Origin of the sequence: Dyadobacter psychrophilus, from assembly GCF_900167945.1 — a bacterium.
In the GTDB taxonomy this organism is placed as follows: domain Bacteria; phylum Bacteroidota; class Bacteroidia; order Cytophagales; family Spirosomataceae; genus Dyadobacter; species Dyadobacter psychrophilus.
This window is the reverse complement of record NZ_FUZA01000007.1, coordinates 226,138-246,977: the sequence shown is the minus strand read 5'-3', so window position 1 is coordinate 246,977 and position 20,840 is coordinate 226,138. Positions and strand designations below refer to the sequence as shown.

The following is a 20,840-nucleotide window of genomic DNA, read 5'->3' as shown; positions in this document are numbered from 1 at the left end:
AATAACTTAACCTGTTCATTAAAATGCGATCTGCAGACCAGCCATGTAAGTGGTTGGTTTTGGATAGCTATGCCAGATCATACCTTGTGAAAATACGTTGTCAGCATCTCCACCACGGATTGGCGTTTGCTCAGGGTCACCATGTGGGTATTTGGTCAACAAGAAGAAGTTTTGAGCTGAAACATAAATTCTCAATTTGCTCAATTTGATCTTGCTGATCATATCTGATGGGAAGCTGTAACCCAAAAGCAAGTTTCTTCCACGAAGGAATGAACCGTCAAAGATCCAGCGTGTGTCTACGTTTGTTACGTAACCTGCACGTGTTTCACGAATTTCAGCAATTTGTGAATTCTGGTTCTCAGGAGTCCATGCGCCCAATACAGTAGCGTAACTGTTTGCGATAGAAACGCGGTCTTCGCTAGCGTGCAGGTTCATGTCCATGATATCATTTCCATAAGAGAACTGCATATCAAATGTCAGGTCAAAGTTTCCGTAACGAACTGTGTTCGCCAAAGTTCCCCAGCCTTTTGGGCTACCATTTCCAATAATGCTGCGATCCGCATCTGTGATAGCACCGTCGCCGTTGAAATCTTTGTATTTGATATCACCAGGCAACATTTTAAGGTTGTTACGATAGCTGGTAAATTTAGCAGCCTCATCTCTTTCAGCCTCGCTCCAAACGCCCAGACGGGTAAGTCCCCAGAATGCGCCAACAGGCTCTCCGATACGGATAATGCTGGTTTGGTTGGTAATACCAGGACCACCCACTCCGAAAATGTCAGAAGGAGTTGCCAGTGACAATACTTTGCTTCTGTTGAACGAGATGTTGAAGTTGGTATTCCAGCTGAAATTAGCTCTTTCAATGTTCGTTGTATTCAAAGCAAGTTCAACTCCTTTGTTTTCCATAGAACCGATGTTCTTTCTGATAACCGCGTAACCGCTTGTACGTGGAACCGGCGCATCCAGAAGCATGTCTGTTGTTTTTCTGTAATAGTAATCCGCCTCAACAGAGATTCTGCCTTTCAGGAAGCTGATTTCAAGACCTGCATCAGTCTGTGCTGTTTTTTCCCATTTCAAATCAGGGTTAGCAAGTCTGTTGATACCCGTTCCGTTGAATCTCGCATCGTTGTAAATGGTGGCGTAGTTAGCGCTCAGCAGAGACAATGAAGAATATGCAGGAATTTCAGAGTTACCAGTCAAACCGTAGCTTGTTCTCAGTTTCAGGTTAGATATAAGCGTGTTTCCTTTCAGGAATTCTTCGTCAGAAACTTTCCATGCCAAAGCAGCAGATGGGAACACAGCATATTTGTGGTTATCACCAAATTTAGATGAACCATCGATACGACCCGTTACTGTCAACAAATACTTCTCTTTCAATGTGTAGTTCACACGTCCAAAGTATGAGTTGAACGCAAAACGTGAAGCACCAGAACCTACGGTCGGTAAAGTAGAACCAGCTCCAAGGTTGTTGAAGTTGAAGTAATCGGTAGAGAAGTTACGAACGCTCGCACCAGTTGTAGCAAGGTTCGTTTCCTGCCATGAAATACCCAAAAGCGCATTGATCGCGTGGATACCATTGAAAGTTTTGTTGTAGGTCAGGTAATTTTCAAAAGACCAGAATGTTTCTTTTCTGTTGTATTTACCAGCTGTACCGGATTCGCCGATCGCCAGTGTACGCGTCTGTGATTCGTTGATCTCCTGGGTTAAAACGTTCACACCGAGTATAGAACGCAGTTCCAGGCCCGGAGCAAGTGTCAGGTTACCATACAAGCTACCCAAAGTAGTCTGCGTATTCTGATTGTATTTACGACCGTTCAAACGGTGAACTGAGCTAAAAGCACCTTCTGCCTGTGGATAATCACGGTTGTTGGCGTAAGTTCCGTCTGGGTATTTAACAGGAAGGAAAGGAAAATCTTCCACCATTTGACGTGGAACTGCATCATTGATATCGACGAGGTTTTCAGCCTGATTGTTGTAGCTGATAGTAGCACCTATTTTCAACCATTTTTTAACCTGGTCATCAATGCTGAAACGAGTTGAATAACGTTTCAGGAACGAAGTTTTGATCAAACCCTGATCATCACGATAGTTCAAAGACAACGAGTAAGTAGTTTTGTTGTTACCACCGCTGAAACCCAATTGATGGTTTTGAGAAACCCTGTGCTGCGTAGCTTCTTTGAACCAGTCGGTATCATAGTTAGGTATGAAATTACCGCTTCCGTCTACTGTAAAAATATCAGGATGTTTTGCGTTCAGTTCTGCGCGGCGCACTTTAGGGTTTTGTGGAGCATATTTTCCAGCAGCCCATCCGGCAGGGTCATATTTTGCAATGTTGGCATAAGCAAGGTCTTCAACTGCAAGATATTCTTTTGCGTTCAACACTTTTGCTCTTTTTGGTCCAGCCGTAGGAACGCTCAGGTCCAGGTTGTAGGTAACAACCCCTTCACCGGATTTTCCTTTTTTAGTGGTAACCAAAATAACACCATTAGCACCTCTTGCACCATAAATGGCCGTAGAAGATGCATCTTTCAAAACCTCAACAGACACGATGTCGTTAGGGTTAATGAAGTCGATTGCCTGGCTTTGCTGGTTCTGGTTTCCTTGCGGAAGCATTACACCATCCACCACATACAATGGGTTGTTTGAAGAGTTAATCGAGCTGAATCCGCGGATACGAACGTTCGCACGGCCACCCGGACGTCCTGAGTTAACGTTCACCTGTACACCGGAAACCTTACCCTGAAGAGCCTGGTTCAAAGACGGTGCCGGACGCTCTTTCAGCTGATCTTCCTTAACAGAACCTACGGAACCTGTTAAGTCAGACTTTTTAGCGGTACCGTAACCGATAACGACTACTTCGCTAAGTGCTTTTGAATCTGATTCCAATGCAAGGTCAAGCGTTGTGCGGTTTCCCACTTCAACTTCCTGACCAATGTAACCTACAAAGCTGAAAACAAGCGTCGCGCCTGCATCTGGCACTTGCAGTGTGTAATTTCCAGTTCCGTCCGTTGTTGTACCAGTGCTGGAACCCTTTATAACGACGTTTACGCCAGGTAAGCCGTCTCCGTTTTCTTTATCGGTAACTTTTCCTTTTAATGTTTTATCAATTTTAGCGTGAGCAGCAGTCCCCGAAGCGATGATCGTATTGGCAGATGCCACAAAGGGACTTGAGAGAGCGGGTATTAAAAACAATGCATTCCGGATATTCCGCATTCGGAACAACCATTGATAGGTATCGGTATTTTTCATGTAGGTTAGTTATTGGTTAAACGTTTTTCATGCAATCTTGGCAAATGTTCATAAATCGGTACAAAGTGAATTTTAGCAATCGAGTGTTTTCTGCGTCATAAATTAGTAGTTTTTAAGGTGAGGAAATGGACTTGTACTTATGCTTTAAATTATGGTTATTATTTAATTAATTCAATTTTTGAAAAGGCAAGTTTTTGGCACCGACAAAGTTCTGTTAGGAATTTTTAATGTTTAGAAGGTTCTGATTTGCAAACTAGGTGCAACGAAATTCTTAATCGCGAGAGGTGCCAGGAGCGTGATTTGTGCCAGGGTATTTGCGTGACTTTTCAAAGTGAAAAAAAGATGCAATACAATATCCAATTGGATGAGATTTTTAAAAGTCTTAAAAATACGTTGCAATATTATAATAATTAACAATAAATTTCGAATGCGAGACAGAGAAAAAATATAATTTTCTGTGCAAACGTTTGCATAAATTCAGTCAATAATGATCAATTTTCGCTCGATATCAATTAGTTAACCGATAGTTTACATAAAAAAGGCCCTGTTGCTTTCTCGGTTTGTAACCGATAAGTAACAAGGCCTTTATTTGTTTTCAGGCTGTTAAACGAGATCCACAGTGCGTCCGGTCTTTACAGACTCGTCGCATGCAAATGCAATTTGCAAGCTCGTAACGGCATCCTGAAGGTGGTCTGTCAGGTCTAAATCTTCACGCACAGCTTTGAGGAAATAGCGTTGCTCACGGTTGCAAAGTTCCTGATGGTCCGGTTCGTCTTCCAGATTGATCCAGGAGTCTTCTTTTACAAATTCGTCCTGATCATTCAGGTCTGCATGGTGCACGCGGATTGATTCGGTTTTGGTATGCGCTTCAACGGACGACGACTTGCCTGATCCGCCTGCATCTTTGGCCACAATGGAAACACTGCCTTTCGGTCCGATCACGTCTTTTACGAAAAACGCAGTTTCACTGATCATCGGTCCCCAGCCCGCTTCATACCAGCCCACAGAACCGTCCTCAAACCAAATTTGAAGCTGACCATAATTATAGTTTCCAGCAGGAATGTCTTCCGTTAATCGCGCACCAATTGCATTCACACGCAATGGTTTGGAACGCGTCATCTGGCACATTACATCTATATAATGTACGCCGCAATCCACAATCGGGCTCAGGCTTTTCATCAGATTCCGGTGAACGCCCCACATGTAACCGTGGCTTTGCTGGTTCAGGTTCATGCGCATTACGAGCGGCTTGCCCAGGTTTTGCGCTTCGGCAACAAAACGTTCCCAGGAAGGATGCACGCGCAGAATGTAGCCTACAACCACTTTTTTGCCAGCCGTTTTCGCAGCTTCTACCACGCGCTTAGCACCAGCAACGGTGTCAGCAAGTGGTTTTTCGATGAAAACATGCGCGCCGTGCTCCAATGCTTTTACAGCAAAGTCCTCATGCGTATCCGGGTAAGTTGAAATGCAGACCGCATCCGGTTTGGTTTCCTTCAATGCCGTTTCATAATCGCTGAAAAGGGCATAACCGCCACCAAGTTTTTCATTCAAAACCTCTTTGCTTTTACCGGTTGAAACGATTCCGCAGATCTCAAAACCGTCCAGCGAATGATACGCAAATGCATGGGAAGCGCCCATATTGCCACAACCGACTACGAGTACGCGAAGTGGACTTCCATTTTCGAAAGATGACATAATAATGTTAAATGTTAATGTTCCGGGTTAGCAGGAATAGGTAATTATTGAACAAAGCAAAGCTTCATTTTGGTGCAAAAATAGGCATTAAAATCTGTTTTCGCATTTGGGCGGATTTGAGTGAAAAAAAATCTACGAACAGTTACAAATTTTTTGCTAAAATCAAATTAATGCTGCAATTATGCATATTAATTCTACCTCTTTCTCTATTCGTTGCATGACTCATTTTTTACTTCAGTGCAGACTGTCCTGCGTTGTCTTGTGGAAGGTTTACGTCCTATCCATGCTCACTTTTCTATCTTTTAATGTTGCTGCCCAGGATGATTTCAAGCCTAAGTTTGGGGTTGTCGATCGTGCCGATGTGGAAATGGCGGCATTTCAAGGCGATAGCTCTGCCGCTGCCGTTTACCTCTACGATTTTGGTGAAGTTACCTATCGCTACGACGACATCCGCGGACTGGTAATGGTGATGGAATCCTGGATTAGGATCAAAATCCTGAAAGAGTCAGCCCTTGACAGGGCTTCCGTTGCGATCAATACTTACGAGGGCAGCGGGCCCGAAAACCAGGAATTGATGGACGACATTCAGGGCTTCACCTATAATATGGAAAATGGACAGCTTGTACGAACAGCCATGGACCGGAAGTCGATCAAGCGGGAAAAGGCCACGGGCAAATATTATACTTACAAATTCAATCTCGCCAATGCACGGAAGGGTTCCGTGATCGAATATTCTTACAGGCGCACAACGCCATTGACCGTCCGCGATAAGCCCAGTCCCTGGACTTTTCAGGCGTCTGTGCCGAGCAAGTGGAGCGAGTTCCGCATAACTATCCCGTTTTTTCTGGAATATAAAACAACCATGAGCGGTTACCTGCCCCTGTATATCAGCGAACAGGAGCCTACGGATGTGCATGTAGGCTCGTCCAGGCTTAACGGGCGCGGCGTTGCCTATCGTTTTGTCGTGAAAGATGCACCTGCATTTGTCAACGAACCTTTTATTACGACCGAAAGCGATTATCTGTCAAAGGTGAATTTTGAGCTTTCCGTCATTCAGGTGCCCGGTGAAATATCGAAGCATTTTTCCAACACCTGGGATGATGTTGAAAAGACATTGAACGAGGCGAACTGGTTTGGTGTAGAGTTGCGCAAATCGTCATTCCTGAAAGCAAAGCGTGACGAAATTATGCAAACCGCCAAGACGCCGGAGGAAAAAATGGAGATGGCTTACCGGCATCTGCAAAGCCACATGAAATGGGACGGTTCGTCCTTTCTGGGTTCAAGAGATGGCGTCAGGAAGGCATATGAAAACAAAGCCGGCAATGCAACTGAGGTGAATCTGATTCTGACCTCATTGCTTCGAGAGCTGGATCTCAATGCAGATCCGGTTATTCTCAGCACACGTTCCAATGGCCGGTTTTTGAAAGAAATTCCGCTTCTGGAAAGCTGCAATTATGTGATCAGCCACGTTGAAGTTGCCGGAAAAGAATACTTTTTGGACGCCACACAGCCGTATGCCAAGCTCGGCCTCCTTCCCGAGCACACATTGAACGGATATGGCAGGCTCATTCCAAAGAAAGGATCGGGGCGGTTCTTGGATATAAAACCGCTGGACTCGCAGACCAAACTGGAAATGGTAAATGCGAATATTTTACCCGAAGATGGCAGCATTAAAGGCAATTACAGCATTTCCTTTGCCGGTTATGAAGCATTGCGCTGGCGCGACAAATATGTAAAAGAGGCTGACGACATTTATCACGAAGTGCTCAAAAAGCGGTCGCCGGAGTGGAAGATCAGCAACATTGCTGTGAAGAATAAAAATGAAGATTTGAAAGGAGCAGTTAATGTTGCCTGCGATTTTGAACTGGAAGACGAGAATGCTTCACCCGATTTGTTTTACTTCAATCCAATTCTTGCCGGTCGCTGGGAAAGCAATCCGCTGAAATCGAAAGAACGGATTTATCCGCTCGATTTTACCAGCGGAATGTCGGAATCGTTCATTGGTAATTATAAGCTTCCGGCAGGTTATGTTTTGGAGGAAATGCCAAAGGCAGAAATCGTAAGCCTCCCAGAAAAAGCCGGAAAATTTGTTTACCAGGTGCGGCAGTCAGGTGATATGATTCAGGTGAGCAGCGTCATTGTGCTTTCCAAAACGAATTTTCACGCCGAAGAATACCACGACGTAAAAGAGTTCTTTGAACGCGTGGTCCAAAAGCATGCGCAACCTTTGGTAATCAAGAAAAAGGCTAACTAACCCTCCAAGATGCGATTTTTATTCTCTACTATATTTTTAGCCTGCACAATGCTATGTCAGGTTCAGGCGCAAGATGAATTCGACGTCACGAAAATAAGTCCCGAACTCAATGCAGGTGCCAATGCCGTTGTGCGGTTGGATGATGATTTTTTTGAGATTATTTCAAAAGCCGAAGCGCGGCACAAGAAGCGCACAGTTGTTACAATTCTGAATGACAAGGGCGAAAATGAGTATGGCCAGCTTCTTGTGGGTTATGATAAATTTACCAAGATCACCGATATCAGCGGCATCCTTTATGATGCAGGCGGGAAAGTTCAGAAAAAGCTCAAAAACGCAGACATTACGGATTATGGTTATGGCGGCGGCGGAGATAATATCACCGATGCAAGGGTTAAACTGGCTGATTTTGGTAAAAAGAGCTATGCTTATCCTTACACCATTGAGTTCAATTACGAGACTAAGGAGAAAAATATGATGTTCTATCCGCGCTGGATGCCTCTTTCTGATGAAAAGACGGCCGTTGAGCGCGCGCAGTTCACCATCAAAACGCCAGCCGATTTTAAGTTTCGTTACAAGGAATATAATGGTGTAAATCCGGTGATGAAAACCAAAGGGGAAGGCGGATCGGACATTTACACCTGGGTTGTCAGAAACCAACCCGTTTCCAAAACAACCGATTTTTACCCGCTTCCCATGATCGACTATTTGCCGCTCGTGATGGCAGCGCCTTCTGATTTTGAAGTGCAGGATTATCAGGGGAATTTTAACACCTGGGCAGATTTTGGTAAATTTTATCACACATTGAATGCAGGCCGTGACGTGCTTCCGCCTGCAACGGTTACCGAGATAAAATTTGTCATTAAGGATGCAAAAACGGATCGCGAAAAAGTTGAAAAAATATACAAATGGATGCAAACGCGCTCACGTTATGTCAGCATTCAGCTGGGAATCGGCGGCTGGCAAACCATTGATGCCATGACCGTGGCCAACAAAGGTTACGGCGATTGCAAAGCGCTGAGCAATTTTACCGTCGCTGCATTGCGCCAGGCGGGAATTCCTGCTTATGTTGCCTTGATCAAAGCAGGCAGTGAAGCCATGATGAAGCCTGACTTTCCCAGCAGCCAGTTCAACCACGTAATCGCCTGCGCCGTAGTTGCAAAAGACACGATGTGGCTCGAATGCACCAGCCAGACCACCACCCCTAACTTCATGGGCACATTCACAGGCAGCCGCTATGCATTACTCGTCACGCCCGAAGGTGGGAAGCTGGTGCAAACGCCTGTTTATAAATCACATCAAAACACACGGAAAAGTCGCGCGAATGTGAACCTGGACGAAGGCGGAAACGGACAAGTGGAAGTGCATACATTATATGCAGGCTTGCAGCAGGAATCGCGGAATAGTGTTTTTCACAATGGTAATAAAGAAGAGCAAAAGAAATGGCTCATGAACCAGATCAATTTACCAAGTCTGGATTTGCAGCGTTTTGAACTCCTCGAAGGCCGGGAAGCAGAACCGACCATTACCGAGAAATTATCCCTGAATGTCCGCAACTGCGCCACCAAAACGGGCTCACGACTTTTCATTAAACCTACATTACTAAGCCGCGGATTTGAATTACCGGCAACTTCGGAGCGCACAACGGACTTTTATCTGCCCGGCTCTGTGTACGACTTTACCGATTCTGACACGGTGTCTTATGTCATTCCAGCGAATTATAAACTGGAAACCACATTGCCTTCTTTTCAGATCAATTCGGTTTTCGGGACTTATGAGTCCAAGACGGTTTTGGAAAACAACAAGCTCCTTTGCTCCCGGAAGGTCGTTATGAACGGCGGACGCTACAATGCCAAGGATTTTCCAGCCTGGATCGACTTCCTGAAAAAGGTTAGAAAAGCGGATCGAGCGCAAGTCGTATTCGTAGAAAACAAACCTTGAAGCCGGATTTCGTTTTATGTTAAAATTCGTATATTATTGATTAATACCTGAAATGTTTGGCGGGTAACCAACAATTAACTTTGACAAAAAATCAGATCTTTCATAGTTAACACAATCAATATATGAACAAGGAATCCTGGCAAGGTGTATTTCCGGCGTTGCTAACGCCTTTCAAATCAGATGACAGCATTGATTTTGATCTTTTCCGTAAAAATCTGGAAGTGCAGATCGAAGCAGGCGTCACTGGCGCTATCGTTTCAGGATCATTGGGCGAAGCAAGCACTTTGACCAAAGCGGAAAAAGTGGAATTGGTAAAATATGCAAAAAGCATTGTTGCCCAGGATTTCCCGATCGTTGTGTGTATCGCCGAGCAATCGACTGCCGAAGCGGTAAGCCTTGCCAAAGAAGCCGAAGCTGCGGGTGCGGACGGTCTGATGGTGTTGCCTCCGATGCGTTACAAAGCAGACGACCATGAAACGGTTGTTTATTTCAAGACCATCGCACAAAGCACATCATTGCCATTGATGATCTACAACAATCCGGTGGATTACAAAATTGAAGTGACGCTGGCCATGTTTGAAGAACTTGCAAAGGTTCCGAATGTGCATGCCATCAAAGAATCAACACGCGACGTAAGCAATGTTACCCGCCTTTATAACCGTTTCGGAGACCGTTTCAAGGTTTTCTGCGGTGTGGATACATTGATTATGGAAGAAGTAATGTTGGGCTGCGACGGCGTTGTAGGCGGTTTGGTGGATGCATTCCCGAAAGAAACCGTTGCGATTTTCAATCTGGTGAAAGCCGGATTATACAAAGAAGCATTGGCCGTTTACCGTTGGTATCTTCCTTTACTTGAACTGGACATTCATCCAAAACTGGTTCAAAACATCAAGCTTGCCGCTACAAAAGCAGGCATAGGCTCAGAATTCGTTCGCGCACCAAGATTAGTTCTGGAAGGCGCAGAGCGCGAAAAAGTGCTTGCTATCATTGATCAAGCCATTGCAACTCAGCCTGCATTGCCCGATTATTTGAATTTGTCTTCGGAAGTTTCTGTTGCATAACATTGTCGCATTGCGCAATCCGGCTTTATTTTAAAGCTGGATTCGCATTCATTTTGCGACTTTTACAAACAGAAATTATCCTAACCAGCCCATGACAACTTCAAAAGAACAACTGGAAGCCATTTTGCAAAAATCTCTTGAGGCTTTTGTGATCATAAAAAAACATTCGATCCAGCAGCGCGTGGCATTAATGCGGACGATTGCAGACGAGATTGAAGCCATTGGTCCTGAGCTCATTGCAACCGCAAAAGCAGAGTCAAACCTGCCCGAAGCACGCTTAACAGGCGAAAAAGCACGGACTATCTTTCAATGGAGAAGCTATGCCGATGCATTGGAAAAAGGTGCTCCGCTCGACGCCAGCATTGACACGGCAAATGCCGAAAGGACGCCTCCTAAGCCTGATATTCGTAAAACGAGCATTGCATTAGGACCCGTTGCTGTTTTTGGTGCGAGCAATTTTCCGTTTGCGTTTTCAACGGCGGGCGGTGACACGGCGAGTGCCATTGCGGCCGGTTGTCCGGTCGTGGTGAAAGCGCATCCCGGCCATCCTGAAACTTCGTGGATCATGGCTGAGGCCATCGCGAGGGGCGTTAAGAAAAGCGGTTTCCCGGAAGGCACTTTTTCGCATGTTTATTTCGAAACCAATGAGGAATCACAGTTTCTGGTAAGCCACCCGATCATCAAGGCGGTTGGTTTTACAGGTTCTTACCGCGCTGGAACTGCATTGGCTGAGATTTCTGCAAAAAGGCCTGATCCAATTCCGGTTTTTGCCGAGATGGGCAGCGTTAATCCTGTGTTTTTATTGCCAAATAAATTGGAAGCTTCGGCGGCTGAATTGGCGAAGCAATATGCGGGTTCACTAACATTGGGCGTAGGTCAGTTTTGCACCAATCCGGGCATTGTAATTGCCGTTGAAAGTCCTGCATTGGAAACATTTGAAAATGCATTGGAAGAAGAAATTATAAAGATTGCCCCTTCCCATATGCTTCACGCAGGCATTGCTGAAAGCTATGAAAAAGGATGCAAAAAACTGACGACACAACCTGGCGTTGAGATCCTTGCTGTAACCGAAACGGAAGTTTTGGAAGGACAAGGCGGCGCGACGGTTGCCACGGTAAGCGCGCAAACATTCCTGAACAATGATGCATTGCAGGAAGAAGTTTTCGGCCCGTTCGCATTGATTATCAAATGTGAGAACATTGATGAAGTAATTTCTGTCGGTGGAAAGCTGCACGGACAATTAACAGCCACATTGCTGGCAACGAACGAGGATTTGGCTGAAAATGAAGAGCTGATCGGATTGGTAACCGACAAATGCGGCCGGATTCTTTTCAACAACTTCCCAACCGGCGTAGAAGTTTGCAAATCCATGCACCACGGCGGACCGTTTCCGTCATCAAGCAACAGTCAGTTTACATCCGTAGGCTCGGACGCGATCAAGCGTTTTGTGCGCCCGATGAGCTTCCAGAACTGGCCGGATGAGTTTTTACCTGAAGAATTAAGAAATGCCAATCCGCTCGGAATCTGGCGGACGGTTAATAATGAGCTAACGAAGGAGGCTTTGTAATGAGAAAAACGTTTTTCTGCATCGACGCGCACACTTGCGGGAATCCCGTTCGTGTGGTGGCCGGTGGCGGCCCGCTTTTGCAGGGCAATAGCATGATGGAGCGCAGACTTCACTTTTTGAAAGAATTTGACTGGATCAGAAAAGGGTTAATGTTCGAGCCACGCGGCCACGATATGATGAGCGGAAGCATTCTGTATCCGCCCGTTGATCCCGCAAATGACATTGGCGTGCTTTACATTGAAACCAGCGGCTGCCTCCCGATGTGCGGCCACGGGACCATAGGAACTGTCACCATTGCCATTCAGGAAGGGTTAGTAATTCCAAAAGTGCCCGGTAAGCTGCGCCTGGAAACGCCGGCCGGTTTGGTTTTGGTAGAATATGTGCAGGAAGGCAAAAGGGTGAAATCTGTTAAATTGATCAATATAAAATCATTTTTGGCAGCCGAAAACCTTGAAGTGGAATGTCCTGAATTGGGCACATTGAAAGTGGATGTTTCTTACGGCGGCAACTTTTACGCCATCGTGGATCCGCAGGAAAACTTCAAAGGAATCGAACATTATACGGCCGATCAGCTGATTAGTTGGAGCCGCGTTTGCCGCCAGCGGATGAATGAGAAATATAAATTCGTCCATCCGGAAAACGAGCATATCAACGGATTAAGCCATTTTCTTTGGGCAGGGGCTGTTTTAGACGAGACTGCCACTGCCCGCAATGCAGTTTTCTACGGAGATAAAGCCATTGACAGATCACCCTGCGGCACCGGAACTTCGGCGCGGATGGCACAATGGCATGCCAAAGGAAAACTCAAAAAAGGCGACAAATTCATTCACGAAAGCATTATCGGTTCCAAATTCACCGGAACCGTTGAAGACGAAGTGACCATAGGAGATAAGCCCGCGATCATCCCCGGCATTGAAGGCTGGGCGGTTGTGACGGGTTACAATACAATCATCATCGACGACGAGGAAGATCCATATGCATTTGGATTCCAGGTTATTTAGGGCAGTTTTATCAATATGGATGTGACGAACAAGGGAAAAGCCACGATAATCGGCGGCGGGATTATGGGGTTGACTTCGGCTTACTATTTGTTAAAAAGTGGCTGGAAAGTGACGTTGATCGATAAGGGCGATCTGGCGGATAATTGCTCGCAAGGCAATGCTGGAATGATCGTTCCAAGTCATTTTATTCCGCTGGCTGCTCCTGGCATGATCTCCAAAGGCATCAAATGGATGTTCGACAGCCGCAGTCCGTTTTACGTAAAACCTTCGCTCGACTGGTCACTGATTTCATGGGGTTTGAAATTTATGAAAAGCGCCACGCCTGCCAATGTGGAACGCGCCGCGCCTCATTTGCGTGATTATCATTTGCTGAGCAAGCAGCTTTACGAAGATCTGGCCAAAGAAGAAGGTTTTGATTTCGGTCTCGAAGAAAAAGGCATTCTCATGCTTTACAAAACCGAGAAAGCGGGAGAAGAAGAAATCCATGTTGCCAAAGACGGTCAAAAACTCGGTTTGGACATTGAAATGCTTACTAAGGAGCAAGTTCAGGCCATCGAACCGAACATTCAGCTGGACGTGATAGGCGCAGTGCATTACCATTGCGACGCACATTTATATCCAACCGCATTGTTTTCGCAGCTTTTAAGATACATCAAATCCCAAGGCGCTGAGTTGATTTTGAATGCGAAGGTTAAGGGTTTTGATATAAAAAATGGAGAAATAAAAGGCGTACAAACCGAAACCAAAACGGTGGAAGGCGACCTGGTCATCATGACCGGCGGAACCTGGCTTCCCGAGCTTTCTAAACTGGCCGGTTTGTCGATTCCCGTCATGCCTGGAAAAGGTTATTCCTTCATGGAGCCAAATGCTGAGCATAAAATCGAACATCCTGCATTGCTGATCGAAGCCCGCGTTGCGGTTACGCCTATGAATGGACAGGTGCGATTTGGCGGCACGATGGAGCTTGCTGCGGTGAATGACAACATTAATATGAACCGCGTGGAAGGGATCGTAAACTCCATTCCGCAATATTATCCGGAGCTGAATGTGGCTGTTCCGGGCAAGGAACGGATCTGGTATGGATTCCGGCCATGTTCTCCAGATGGGCTGCCTTATCTGGGTTACAGCAAAAAACTGAAAAACCTCATCGTCGCCGGTGGTCATGGCATGATGGGCATAAGTCTCGGACCGGCAACTGGCAAAATGGTGGCGGAACTGGCCAATGAATCTGCATTGTCGGCCGACATCAAACTTTACAATCCTGAACGATATAACTAACCCGGAACTGTCCGGGTTTTTTCTTTTAATAAGAGACTTCACACACAATTGTCCCATTGAGCGAAGTCGATATGTCATACTAAGCGAACCGGGCCGCCGGGGGGCAAAGCAATGTCATACTGAGCGCAGTCGAAGTATAAACCTTAATCAGACCTGGATGAAACTTTTCAACCACAGAACTTTCTTGTGCCTTATTTTCCTGATAAGCGCAGCGATTTTTATTCCAAAAGCTCTTGCCCAAAGCAAATTTAACCTCTACGAACAAACCAGCGAAACAGCCGGTCTCATCATTCAATACGGCCAGGATACGCGTGCGATCCGCTCTTTTTACTCGCCTATGGAGCGCGGAAGAGGTGGTTTCGGCGCGCCTAGCAGTGTCCTGAATTCACCCGAACAGCGGAAGCGACTTCGCGAAGTGGACCAAAGTTATCTGGATAAGCTCGCCAAGCTGGATTTCAATGCCATGAGCATTTATGGAAAGGTGGATTATATTTTGCTCAAAAGAAGCATTGAGGATGATTTGCTAACATTATCCAAAGAGGAAAAAGAATACAATGCGGTGAAAACCTATTTCCCTTTTGCTGACAAAATATACGCATTGGAAAAAGGCCGACGACGCGGCGCAACCATTGACGGACAAGCAGTTGCAGGTCAGCTGAATGATATTTTAAAAGAAGTAAAAACAGCCTCCGACGCATTCAAAAAAACAGAAAGCATTGAAATGCCGCTGGCAGAACGCGGCGAAGAGGCGGTAACTGGATTAAAATCCAGGTTAAAGAGCACTTACGATTTTTACAAAGGTTATGATCCGATGTTTTCGTGGTGGGTTCCAGAGCCTTACGAGGCATTGGACAGCGCTTTGAATGCTTATTCCAAAACAATAAAAAGCAAAGGCAAGCTAACCACGACGCAAAAGGACGATAACAGCGGCATTAAGGGCGTTCCCATCGGCCGCGACGAGCTGATCCGCCAGCTGGATGCAGAAATGATCAGTTATACGCCGGATGAATTGATTGAATTGGCCAACAAAGAATTTGCCTGGTGTGACAAGGAATTGCTGAAAGCATCACAAGAAATGGGTTTCGGAAATGATTGGAAAAAGGCGCAGGAAAAGGTCAAAAACAGCTACGTAAAAGCCGGAACCCAGCCCGAATTGATCCTGAAACTCTATGACGACGCCAAAACATTCATCACCGCCAACAACCTGATCGATTATCCAGAAATCGCCGACGAAACCTGGGGAATGCAAATGATGACGCCTGAACGCCAGCTCATTAACCCATTCTTCCTGGGCGGACGCGACATTATCATTTCCTATCCCACCAACACCATGCAGCACGAGGACAAGCTCATGAGTATGCGTGGAAACAATCCTTATTTTTCCCGGGCGACGGTTCATCACGAGCTTGTGCCGGGGCATCATTTGCAATATTATATGAACAGCCGTTACAAGGCTTACCGGAGTGAATTCAGGACGCCGTTTTGGACGGAAGGCTGGTCGCTTTACTGGGAATTGCTGCTGTATGACAAAGGTTTTGCCAAAACCCCTGAGGAGCGGATCGGCATGTTATTCTGGCGGATGCACCGTTGCGCAAGGATTATTTTCTCACTCAATTATCATTTGGGCAAATGGGGCCCGCAGCAATGCATTGATTTTCTGGTCGATAGGGTCGGTCACGAACGCGCGAATGCAGAAGGCGAAGTGCGCCGCTCGTTCGAAGGCAGTTACAGTCCGCTTTACCAGGTGGCTTATCTCATCGGCGGCTTGCAGATCCTGAGCCTGAAAAACGAACTGGTCGACAGCGGAAAAATGACATACAAAGATTTCCACGACGCCATTATGAAGGAAAATAATATGCCTATTGAGATGGTAAGGGCCACATTGATCAACCAGCCCGTTACGCGCGACTTCAAAACAAAGTGGAAATTTTATAGTTTCAAATAAAAGCGTACTTTAAGACTTGAAACCTGCCTTTTCTAACCCAAAAATCTTTTATGTCAGTAGAATCCGCCCCGGAAAAAACCGCATTTAAACCCTCATTAGGTCTTGTAGACGCAACCATGCTTGTTGCCGGCAGTATGATCGGATCGGGAATTTTCATTGTCAGCGCGGACATTACGCGCAACACCGGGAGCGTCGGCTGGCTCATGTTTGTGTGGTTAATCACCGGTTTTATGACGCTTACGGCTGCACTCAGTTACGGTGAGCTGAGCGCGATGTTCCCCAAAGCAGGCGGCCAGTATATTTATCTTAAAGAAGCCTACAATCCGCTGATCAGCTTCCTGTATGGTTGGAGCTTTTTCACCGTAATCCAAACAGCCACCATCGCAGCCGTTGCCGTGGCGTTTGCCAAATTCACAGCCTATTTATTGCCTCAATTCAGCGAAGATATTGTCGCGCTCGATCTCGGATTTTTACAAATAACACCCGCCCAGTTACTGTCCATTGTCGTCATTGTGCTGTTAACGTTCATCAATACACGCGGCGTCAACAGTGGCAAAATTATCCAGACTACATTCACATTAACCAAGCTTTTGAGCTTATTGGGATTGATCGTTTTCGGCTTACTATTTATGAAACCGGAGATCTGGGCCGCGAACTGGGACTCGGCCACAATGTGGGACATGCACAAATTAAATGTAGACGGAAGCATTGCTTCTTACACGACTATTGCCGCCTTCGGAGCCATCGCCGCATCCATGGTGGGCTCCATTTTCAGCAGTGATTCCTGGAATAATGTAACTTTCATAGCAGGAGAAATCAAAAATCCGCAGCGCAACATTGGACTAAGCCTTGCGCTGGGAACCATCATTGTGACAGTGATTTATTTGCTAACCAACGTCATGTACACTGGCGTGCTATCCTTGCAGGAAATCGCAGCTTCGGACAAAGACCGCGTAGCTGTAACCGCTTCCCACGTCATTTTCGGCACTTCCGGAACGATCATTATTGCGGTTATGATCATGATTTCAACATTCGGCTGTAACAATGGTCTGATTATGTCAGGCGCGCGGGTTTACTATTCAATGGCAAAAGACGGTCTGTTTTTCAGCAAAGTAGGGCAGCTTAATAAGAACTCCGTTCCAGAATTCGGTCTTTGGATCCAATGCGTAATCGCATCGCTCTGGGCCCTGAGCGGGAAATATGGTAACCTGCTGGATATGATATCGTTTGTAGTGGTTGTGTTTTACATGCTAACCATTGTTGGGATTTTCATTCTAAGGAAAAAAAGACCTGATGCCGACAGACCTTACAAAGCATTTGGCTATCCATTTCTGCCGATCATTTACATTATAATGGGGTTAGCATTCTGCATTCTGCTCATTATTTACAAGCCCGAATACACCTGGCCAGGATTGATCATTGTGCTGCTGGGGATTCCGGTTTACTATATTATTGCAAGAAAAGAAATCAAAGCATAATTGCCATTCACTCTTATTCATGACACTGATGAAAACTGCACTTTATTCACTTCTGTTTTGTCCAGGGCTCTTGTTTGCGCAGGAGATTGACCAAACTGCCCTCGCCAAAATCCGCAAGGAAGGAATGGAAAATTCTAAGGTGAAGGAAATCGCCCATCAACTAACGGACGTTTCTGGCCCGCGCCTTACCAATTCACCCGGCTTCCAGAGAGCTGCCGAATGGTCCGTAAGCGAGCTGAAAAAGTGGGGTTTGCAAAACGCGCGCATTGAAGATTGGGGCGAATTTGGAAAAGGCTGGCAGGTCGAAAAAAGCTATCTGGCGATGACCAAGCCTTATTATATGCCATTTATAGCTATTCCGAAAGCCTGGACGTCCGGGACAGCAGGGCCGATTAAAGGTGAGGTTGTGGTCGTCAACATTCAGAATGAAGAAGATCTCGCAAAGTATGCAGACGGAAAGCTAACAGGAAAGATTATTTTGGTAAAAGGGAACGCCGATACCAACCCGACATTCAAGCCTGATGCCGTGCGTTATACGACGGAGGATTTGGATAAAATGACGAATTCACAGCCATTTGGCCAAAGCAACTTTACACCTCAGCGTGCCAACAGCATTCAAAACGCAAGGAGTTTTAGGAGCCGGGTGGATAGTATGATGAAAGCGCAGAAAATTAGTCTCGAACTTGCAGGACGCGCTGGCAAGCATGGCACATTTTTCACGAGCAATGGTGTATCCTATAAAAAAGACGCCCCCTTGGCAGGGCCAGCTTTCGAGATGGCCCCGGAACACGCCGGCTTGGTTGCCCGGCTTGTGGAAAGCGGCATCCCGGTTACATTGGAAGCGGAGTCGCAAACTTCTTTTTTTGACCAAAAACTCACGACCGGTAATGTAATAGCCGAAATTCCCGGCACCGATCCAAAGCTGAAAGACGAAGTGGTGATGCTCGGTGGTCACCTGGATTCATGGCACAGCGCAACCGGGGCGACCGACAATGCGGCGGGTTGTACAGTGATGTTGGAAGCGGTAAGGATTTTGCAGGCAGCGGGTCTGAAACCCAGGCGAACCATTCGCATTGCGCTTTGGTCGGGAGAGGAGCAAGGCTTGCACGGATCGAGGAATTATACCAAAAACACTTTTGGCGACTACCAAACCATGAAATTACTGCCTGCGCACGAAAAATTGTCGGCTTACTATAACATTGACAACGGCACCGGACGCATCCGCGGCATTTACCTGCAGGAAAACGAGGGGCCGCGGGCGCTTTTTGAAAAATGGTTCGCTCCATTCAGCGACATCATCGACCACCCTACCATCACATCCCGGATCACCGGCGGTACAGATCACCTTGCATTTGACGTGCTGGGGTTACCCGGTTTTCAGTTTATTCAGGACGGCATCGAATACGGAACGCGCACGCACCATACCAATATGGATACGTACGAGCGCCTGGTTATGGATGATTTGAAGCAAATGGCCGTAGTGGTTGCCAGTTTCGTTTATAACACAGCGCAACTGGATCAGAAGATTCCAAGAAAAGAATTGCCCCAGCCAAGGCCAGCCGCCTCCGCAGGAAAATAACCTTATGAAATCACCGATGAAATTACTAATCTGCTATCTCACAGTAGCAACCAGCCTCGCTTTTGCCCAAAAGCCGATGAAATACGCGGTGTCCATGGGAAATCCATCCAGCCAAACGTTCCACGTAACATTAAACTACGAGCCCGAAAAGGCCGATAGTCTGGTTTTAAAATTGCCAGATTGGACGCCAGGCTATTATCGATTAATGGATTACGCATCTAATGTCAATGAGTTTAAAGTCAAAGATTCCAACGGTAATTCCATAGACTGGAAGCGTTCAGGCAAAACGGGCTGGGTGATTTACACCAAAAAAGCAGGCGCATTAACCATCGATTACGACGTAAAAACCACCCGGAACTTCGTCGCCACCAGCTATCTCGACAGCGCACATGCCTACATTACGCCTGCGAGCATGTTCATGTATCCGGATCAAAAGATCAATACGCGGGCAGAAGTGGCGATCATTCCCTACAAGGATTGGCACAATGTTGCAACTGGCCTGGATTCTATTCCTAAAAAGCAGTTCACCTATTCCGCACCGGATTTTGACATTCTATACGACAGCCCGTTCCTTATCGGAAACCTCGAAGAACTGCCTCCATTCAAAGTGAAAGGCATTCCGCACCGGTTTATTGGTTATAAGTTGGGTGAGTTTGATAAAGTCAAATTCATGACCGACATTAAGAAAATTGGCGAAAAGGCCTCCGCATTAATCGGCGATATTCCTTACAAACATTACACATTCATCGCCATCGGGCCTGGACAGGGCGGCATCGAACATTTGAATTCCACCACGATCAGTTTCAGTGGAGATCAGTTGAATTCCCGCGGATGGGAAGGCATGTTGGGTTTTATAACCCACGAATATTTCCATCATTATAACGTAAAAAGAATCCGTCCGATAGAGCTTGGCCCATTTGATTATGAAAACGGAAGTCGCACCAATATGCTCTGGGTTTCGGAAGGTTTAACGGTTTATTATGAGCCCATTATCATGAAAGAAGCGGAACTCATCACCACCGAAAAAATACTGGAATCATACAGAAGCCACATTGCCGAAGTAGAAAACAAACCCGGCCGCCTGCACCAATCCCTGTCCCAGGCCAGTGCCCAAACCTGGTCCGACGGCCCATTCGGCAGAACCGGCGAAGGAGCCGACCAAACCATTTCCGTTTACCGCAAAGGCCCCATCGTCGGCCTCCTCTTGGACTTCGCCATCCGCCACGAAACCCAAAACAAAAAGTCCCTCGACGACGTCATGCGAAAACTCTACAAAGACTTTTACAAATCCAAAAAACGAGGCTTCACCGAAAACGAACTCCGTGAAACGATCACAAAAGTAGCAGGGAAGCCGCTAGACGAGCTATTTACCTACATTTACACAACAGCCGAGCCGGATTATAAGAAGTATTTTGCCTATGCCGGATTGGATATTGACACAGCACCAAAGCAAGTTGCGGGAAGTGATAAGACGGAGAAATTGTTCACCATTACGCCGATGGCGAATCCTACGAATTTGCAGAAAACGGTTTTTGAGAGTTGGAGTCGGGGAATGAAGAAAACAGATTTACTTCCCTAACAGCTTTTCGTGTAGAAGCAAGGGCGTGTAGCGGTGGGTTTCGACGGATATTGTTAAGGATAATTAAACAGCTCTTGATAGATTAGTCGAATGGCTCTATTTCTCGAGTTGATAATCGGCTGCTGCGGATTTCCGTAATGATCTGATCGGCTGATTTCTGGGACACAAACCCGCCAAACGATTTTTGGAATCGGGATTTCTTATTGCTCCTATCCT

General features: G+C 46.3%; 12 protein-coding genes. 10 read left to right on the top strand and 2 right to left on the bottom strand.

All coding sequences use genetic code 11. The features are described from left to right. Positions 1 to 18: 18 nt before the first annotated feature. Positions 19 to 3,249 carry a SusC/RagA family TonB-linked outer membrane protein gene (locus B5X68_RS22830; RefSeq protein ID WP_082217074.1) on the bottom strand — a complete coding sequence of 1,077 codons (3,231 nt, stop codon included), beginning with the start codon at positions 3,247 to 3,249 and terminating at the stop codon, positions 19 to 21. Between the two features lie 603 nt (positions 3,250 to 3,852). Beyond that, positions 3,853 to 4,944, bottom strand: coding sequence for a Gfo/Idh/MocA family protein (locus B5X68_RS22825; RefSeq protein WP_082217073.1), 1,092 nt, complete (start codon positions 4,942 to 4,944; stop codon positions 3,853 to 3,855). 283 nt (positions 4,945 to 5,227) lie between these two features. On the opposite strand from B5X68_RS22825, the gene B5X68_RS22820 reads away from it, so the two are divergent. The 10 genes from B5X68_RS22820 (at position 5,228) to B5X68_RS22775 (ending at position 20,624) form a co-directional block, all read left to right on the top strand. After that, entirely contained in the window at positions 5,228 to 7,198 is a 1,971-nt protein-coding gene (locus B5X68_RS22820) for a DUF3858 domain-containing protein (RefSeq protein ID WP_082217072.1), read from the top strand. A gap of 9 nt (positions 7,199 to 7,207) precedes the next feature. Further along, positions 7,208 to 9,136 (top strand): DUF3857 domain-containing transglutaminase family protein, encoded by a 1,929-nt coding sequence (locus B5X68_RS22815; RefSeq protein ID WP_082217071.1) that lies wholly within the window; start codon positions 7,208 to 7,210, stop codon positions 9,134 to 9,136. Between the two features lie 122 nt (positions 9,137 to 9,258). Continuing rightward, positions 9,259 to 10,197, top strand: a complete 939-nt coding sequence (locus tag B5X68_RS22810) for a dihydrodipicolinate synthase family protein (RefSeq protein WP_082217070.1) — start codon at positions 9,259 to 9,261, stop codon at positions 10,195 to 10,197. Positions 10,198 to 10,288: 91 nt separating this feature from the next. Next, complete coding sequence (locus tag B5X68_RS22805; protein WP_082217069.1) at positions 10,289 to 11,764, top strand: aldehyde dehydrogenase (NADP(+)); 1,476 nt, start codon at positions 10,289 to 10,291, stop codon at positions 11,762 to 11,764. Further along, the gene (locus B5X68_RS22800; RefSeq protein ID WP_082217068.1) at positions 11,764 to 12,765 is read left to right on the top strand and encodes a 4-hydroxyproline epimerase; all 1,002 of its coding nucleotides are present in this window, start codon (positions 11,764 to 11,766) and stop codon (positions 12,763 to 12,765) included. The genes B5X68_RS22805 and B5X68_RS22800 overlap by 1 nt, the downstream gene beginning before the upstream one ends. 15 nt (positions 12,766 to 12,780) lie before the next feature. After that, positions 12,781 to 14,043 (top strand): NAD(P)/FAD-dependent oxidoreductase, encoded by a 1,263-nt coding sequence (locus tag B5X68_RS22795; protein ID WP_082217067.1) that lies wholly within the window; start codon positions 12,781 to 12,783, stop codon positions 14,041 to 14,043. Positions 14,044 to 14,200: 157 nt separating this feature from the next. Then, the gene (locus B5X68_RS22790) at positions 14,201 to 15,988 is read left to right on the top strand and encodes a DUF885 family protein (protein ID WP_082217066.1); all 1,788 of its coding nucleotides are present in this window, start codon (positions 14,201 to 14,203) and stop codon (positions 15,986 to 15,988) included. Between the two features lie 50 nt (positions 15,989 to 16,038). After that, positions 16,039 to 17,466, top strand: coding sequence for an APC family permease (locus tag B5X68_RS22785; RefSeq protein WP_082217065.1), 1,428 nt, complete (start codon positions 16,039 to 16,041; stop codon positions 17,464 to 17,466). Positions 17,467 to 17,494: 28 nt separating this feature from the next. Continuing rightward, positions 17,495 to 19,045, top strand: coding sequence for a M20/M25/M40 family metallo-hydrolase (locus B5X68_RS22780; protein ID WP_082217193.1), 1,551 nt, complete (start codon positions 17,495 to 17,497; stop codon positions 19,043 to 19,045). A gap of 16 nt (positions 19,046 to 19,061) precedes the next feature. Next, on the top strand, positions 19,062 to 20,624 hold the full coding sequence (locus tag B5X68_RS22775; protein ID WP_229208530.1) for a M61 family metallopeptidase: 1,563 nt from the start codon (positions 19,062 to 19,064) through the stop codon (positions 20,622 to 20,624). The last annotated feature ends 216 nt before the right edge of the window (positions 20,625 to 20,840 follow it).

Bases quoted from the DNA above. Each gene is read 5' to 3' on its own strand.
- B5X68_RS22780 (WP_082217193.1), top strand. From the start codon at position 17,495: ATGAAAACTGCACTTTATTCACTTCTGTTTTGTCCAGGGCTCTTGTTT.
- B5X68_RS22795 (WP_082217067.1), top strand. From the start codon at position 12,781: ATGGATGTGACGAACAAGGGAAAAGCCACGATAATCGGCGGCGGGATT.
- B5X68_RS22815 (WP_082217071.1), top strand. From the start codon at position 7,208: ATGCGATTTTTATTCTCTACTATATTTTTAGCCTGCACAATGCTATGT.
- B5X68_RS22800 (WP_082217068.1), top strand. From the start codon at position 11,764: ATGAGAAAAACGTTTTTCTGCATCGACGCGCACACTTGCGGGAATCCC.
- B5X68_RS22810 (WP_082217070.1), top strand. From the start codon at position 9,259: ATGAACAAGGAATCCTGGCAAGGTGTATTTCCGGCGTTGCTAACGCCT.
- B5X68_RS22830 (WP_082217074.1), bottom strand. From the start codon at position 3,249: ATGAAAAATACCGATACCTATCAATGGTTGTTCCGAATGCGGAATATC.
- B5X68_RS22825 (WP_082217073.1), bottom strand. From the start codon at position 4,944: ATGTCATCTTTCGAAAATGGAAGTCCACTTCGCGTACTCGTAGTCGGT.
- B5X68_RS22775 (WP_229208530.1), top strand. From the start codon at position 19,062: ATGAAATTACTAATCTGCTATCTCACAGTAGCAACCAGCCTCGCTTTT.
- B5X68_RS22790 (WP_082217066.1), top strand. From the start codon at position 14,201: ATGAAACTTTTCAACCACAGAACTTTCTTGTGCCTTATTTTCCTGATA.
- B5X68_RS22785 (WP_082217065.1), top strand. From the start codon at position 16,039: ATGTCAGTAGAATCCGCCCCGGAAAAAACCGCATTTAAACCCTCATTA.
- B5X68_RS22805 (WP_082217069.1), top strand. From the start codon at position 10,289: ATGACAACTTCAAAAGAACAACTGGAAGCCATTTTGCAAAAATCTCTT.
- B5X68_RS22820 (WP_082217072.1), top strand. From the start codon at position 5,228: ATGCTCACTTTTCTATCTTTTAATGTTGCTGCCCAGGATGATTTCAAG.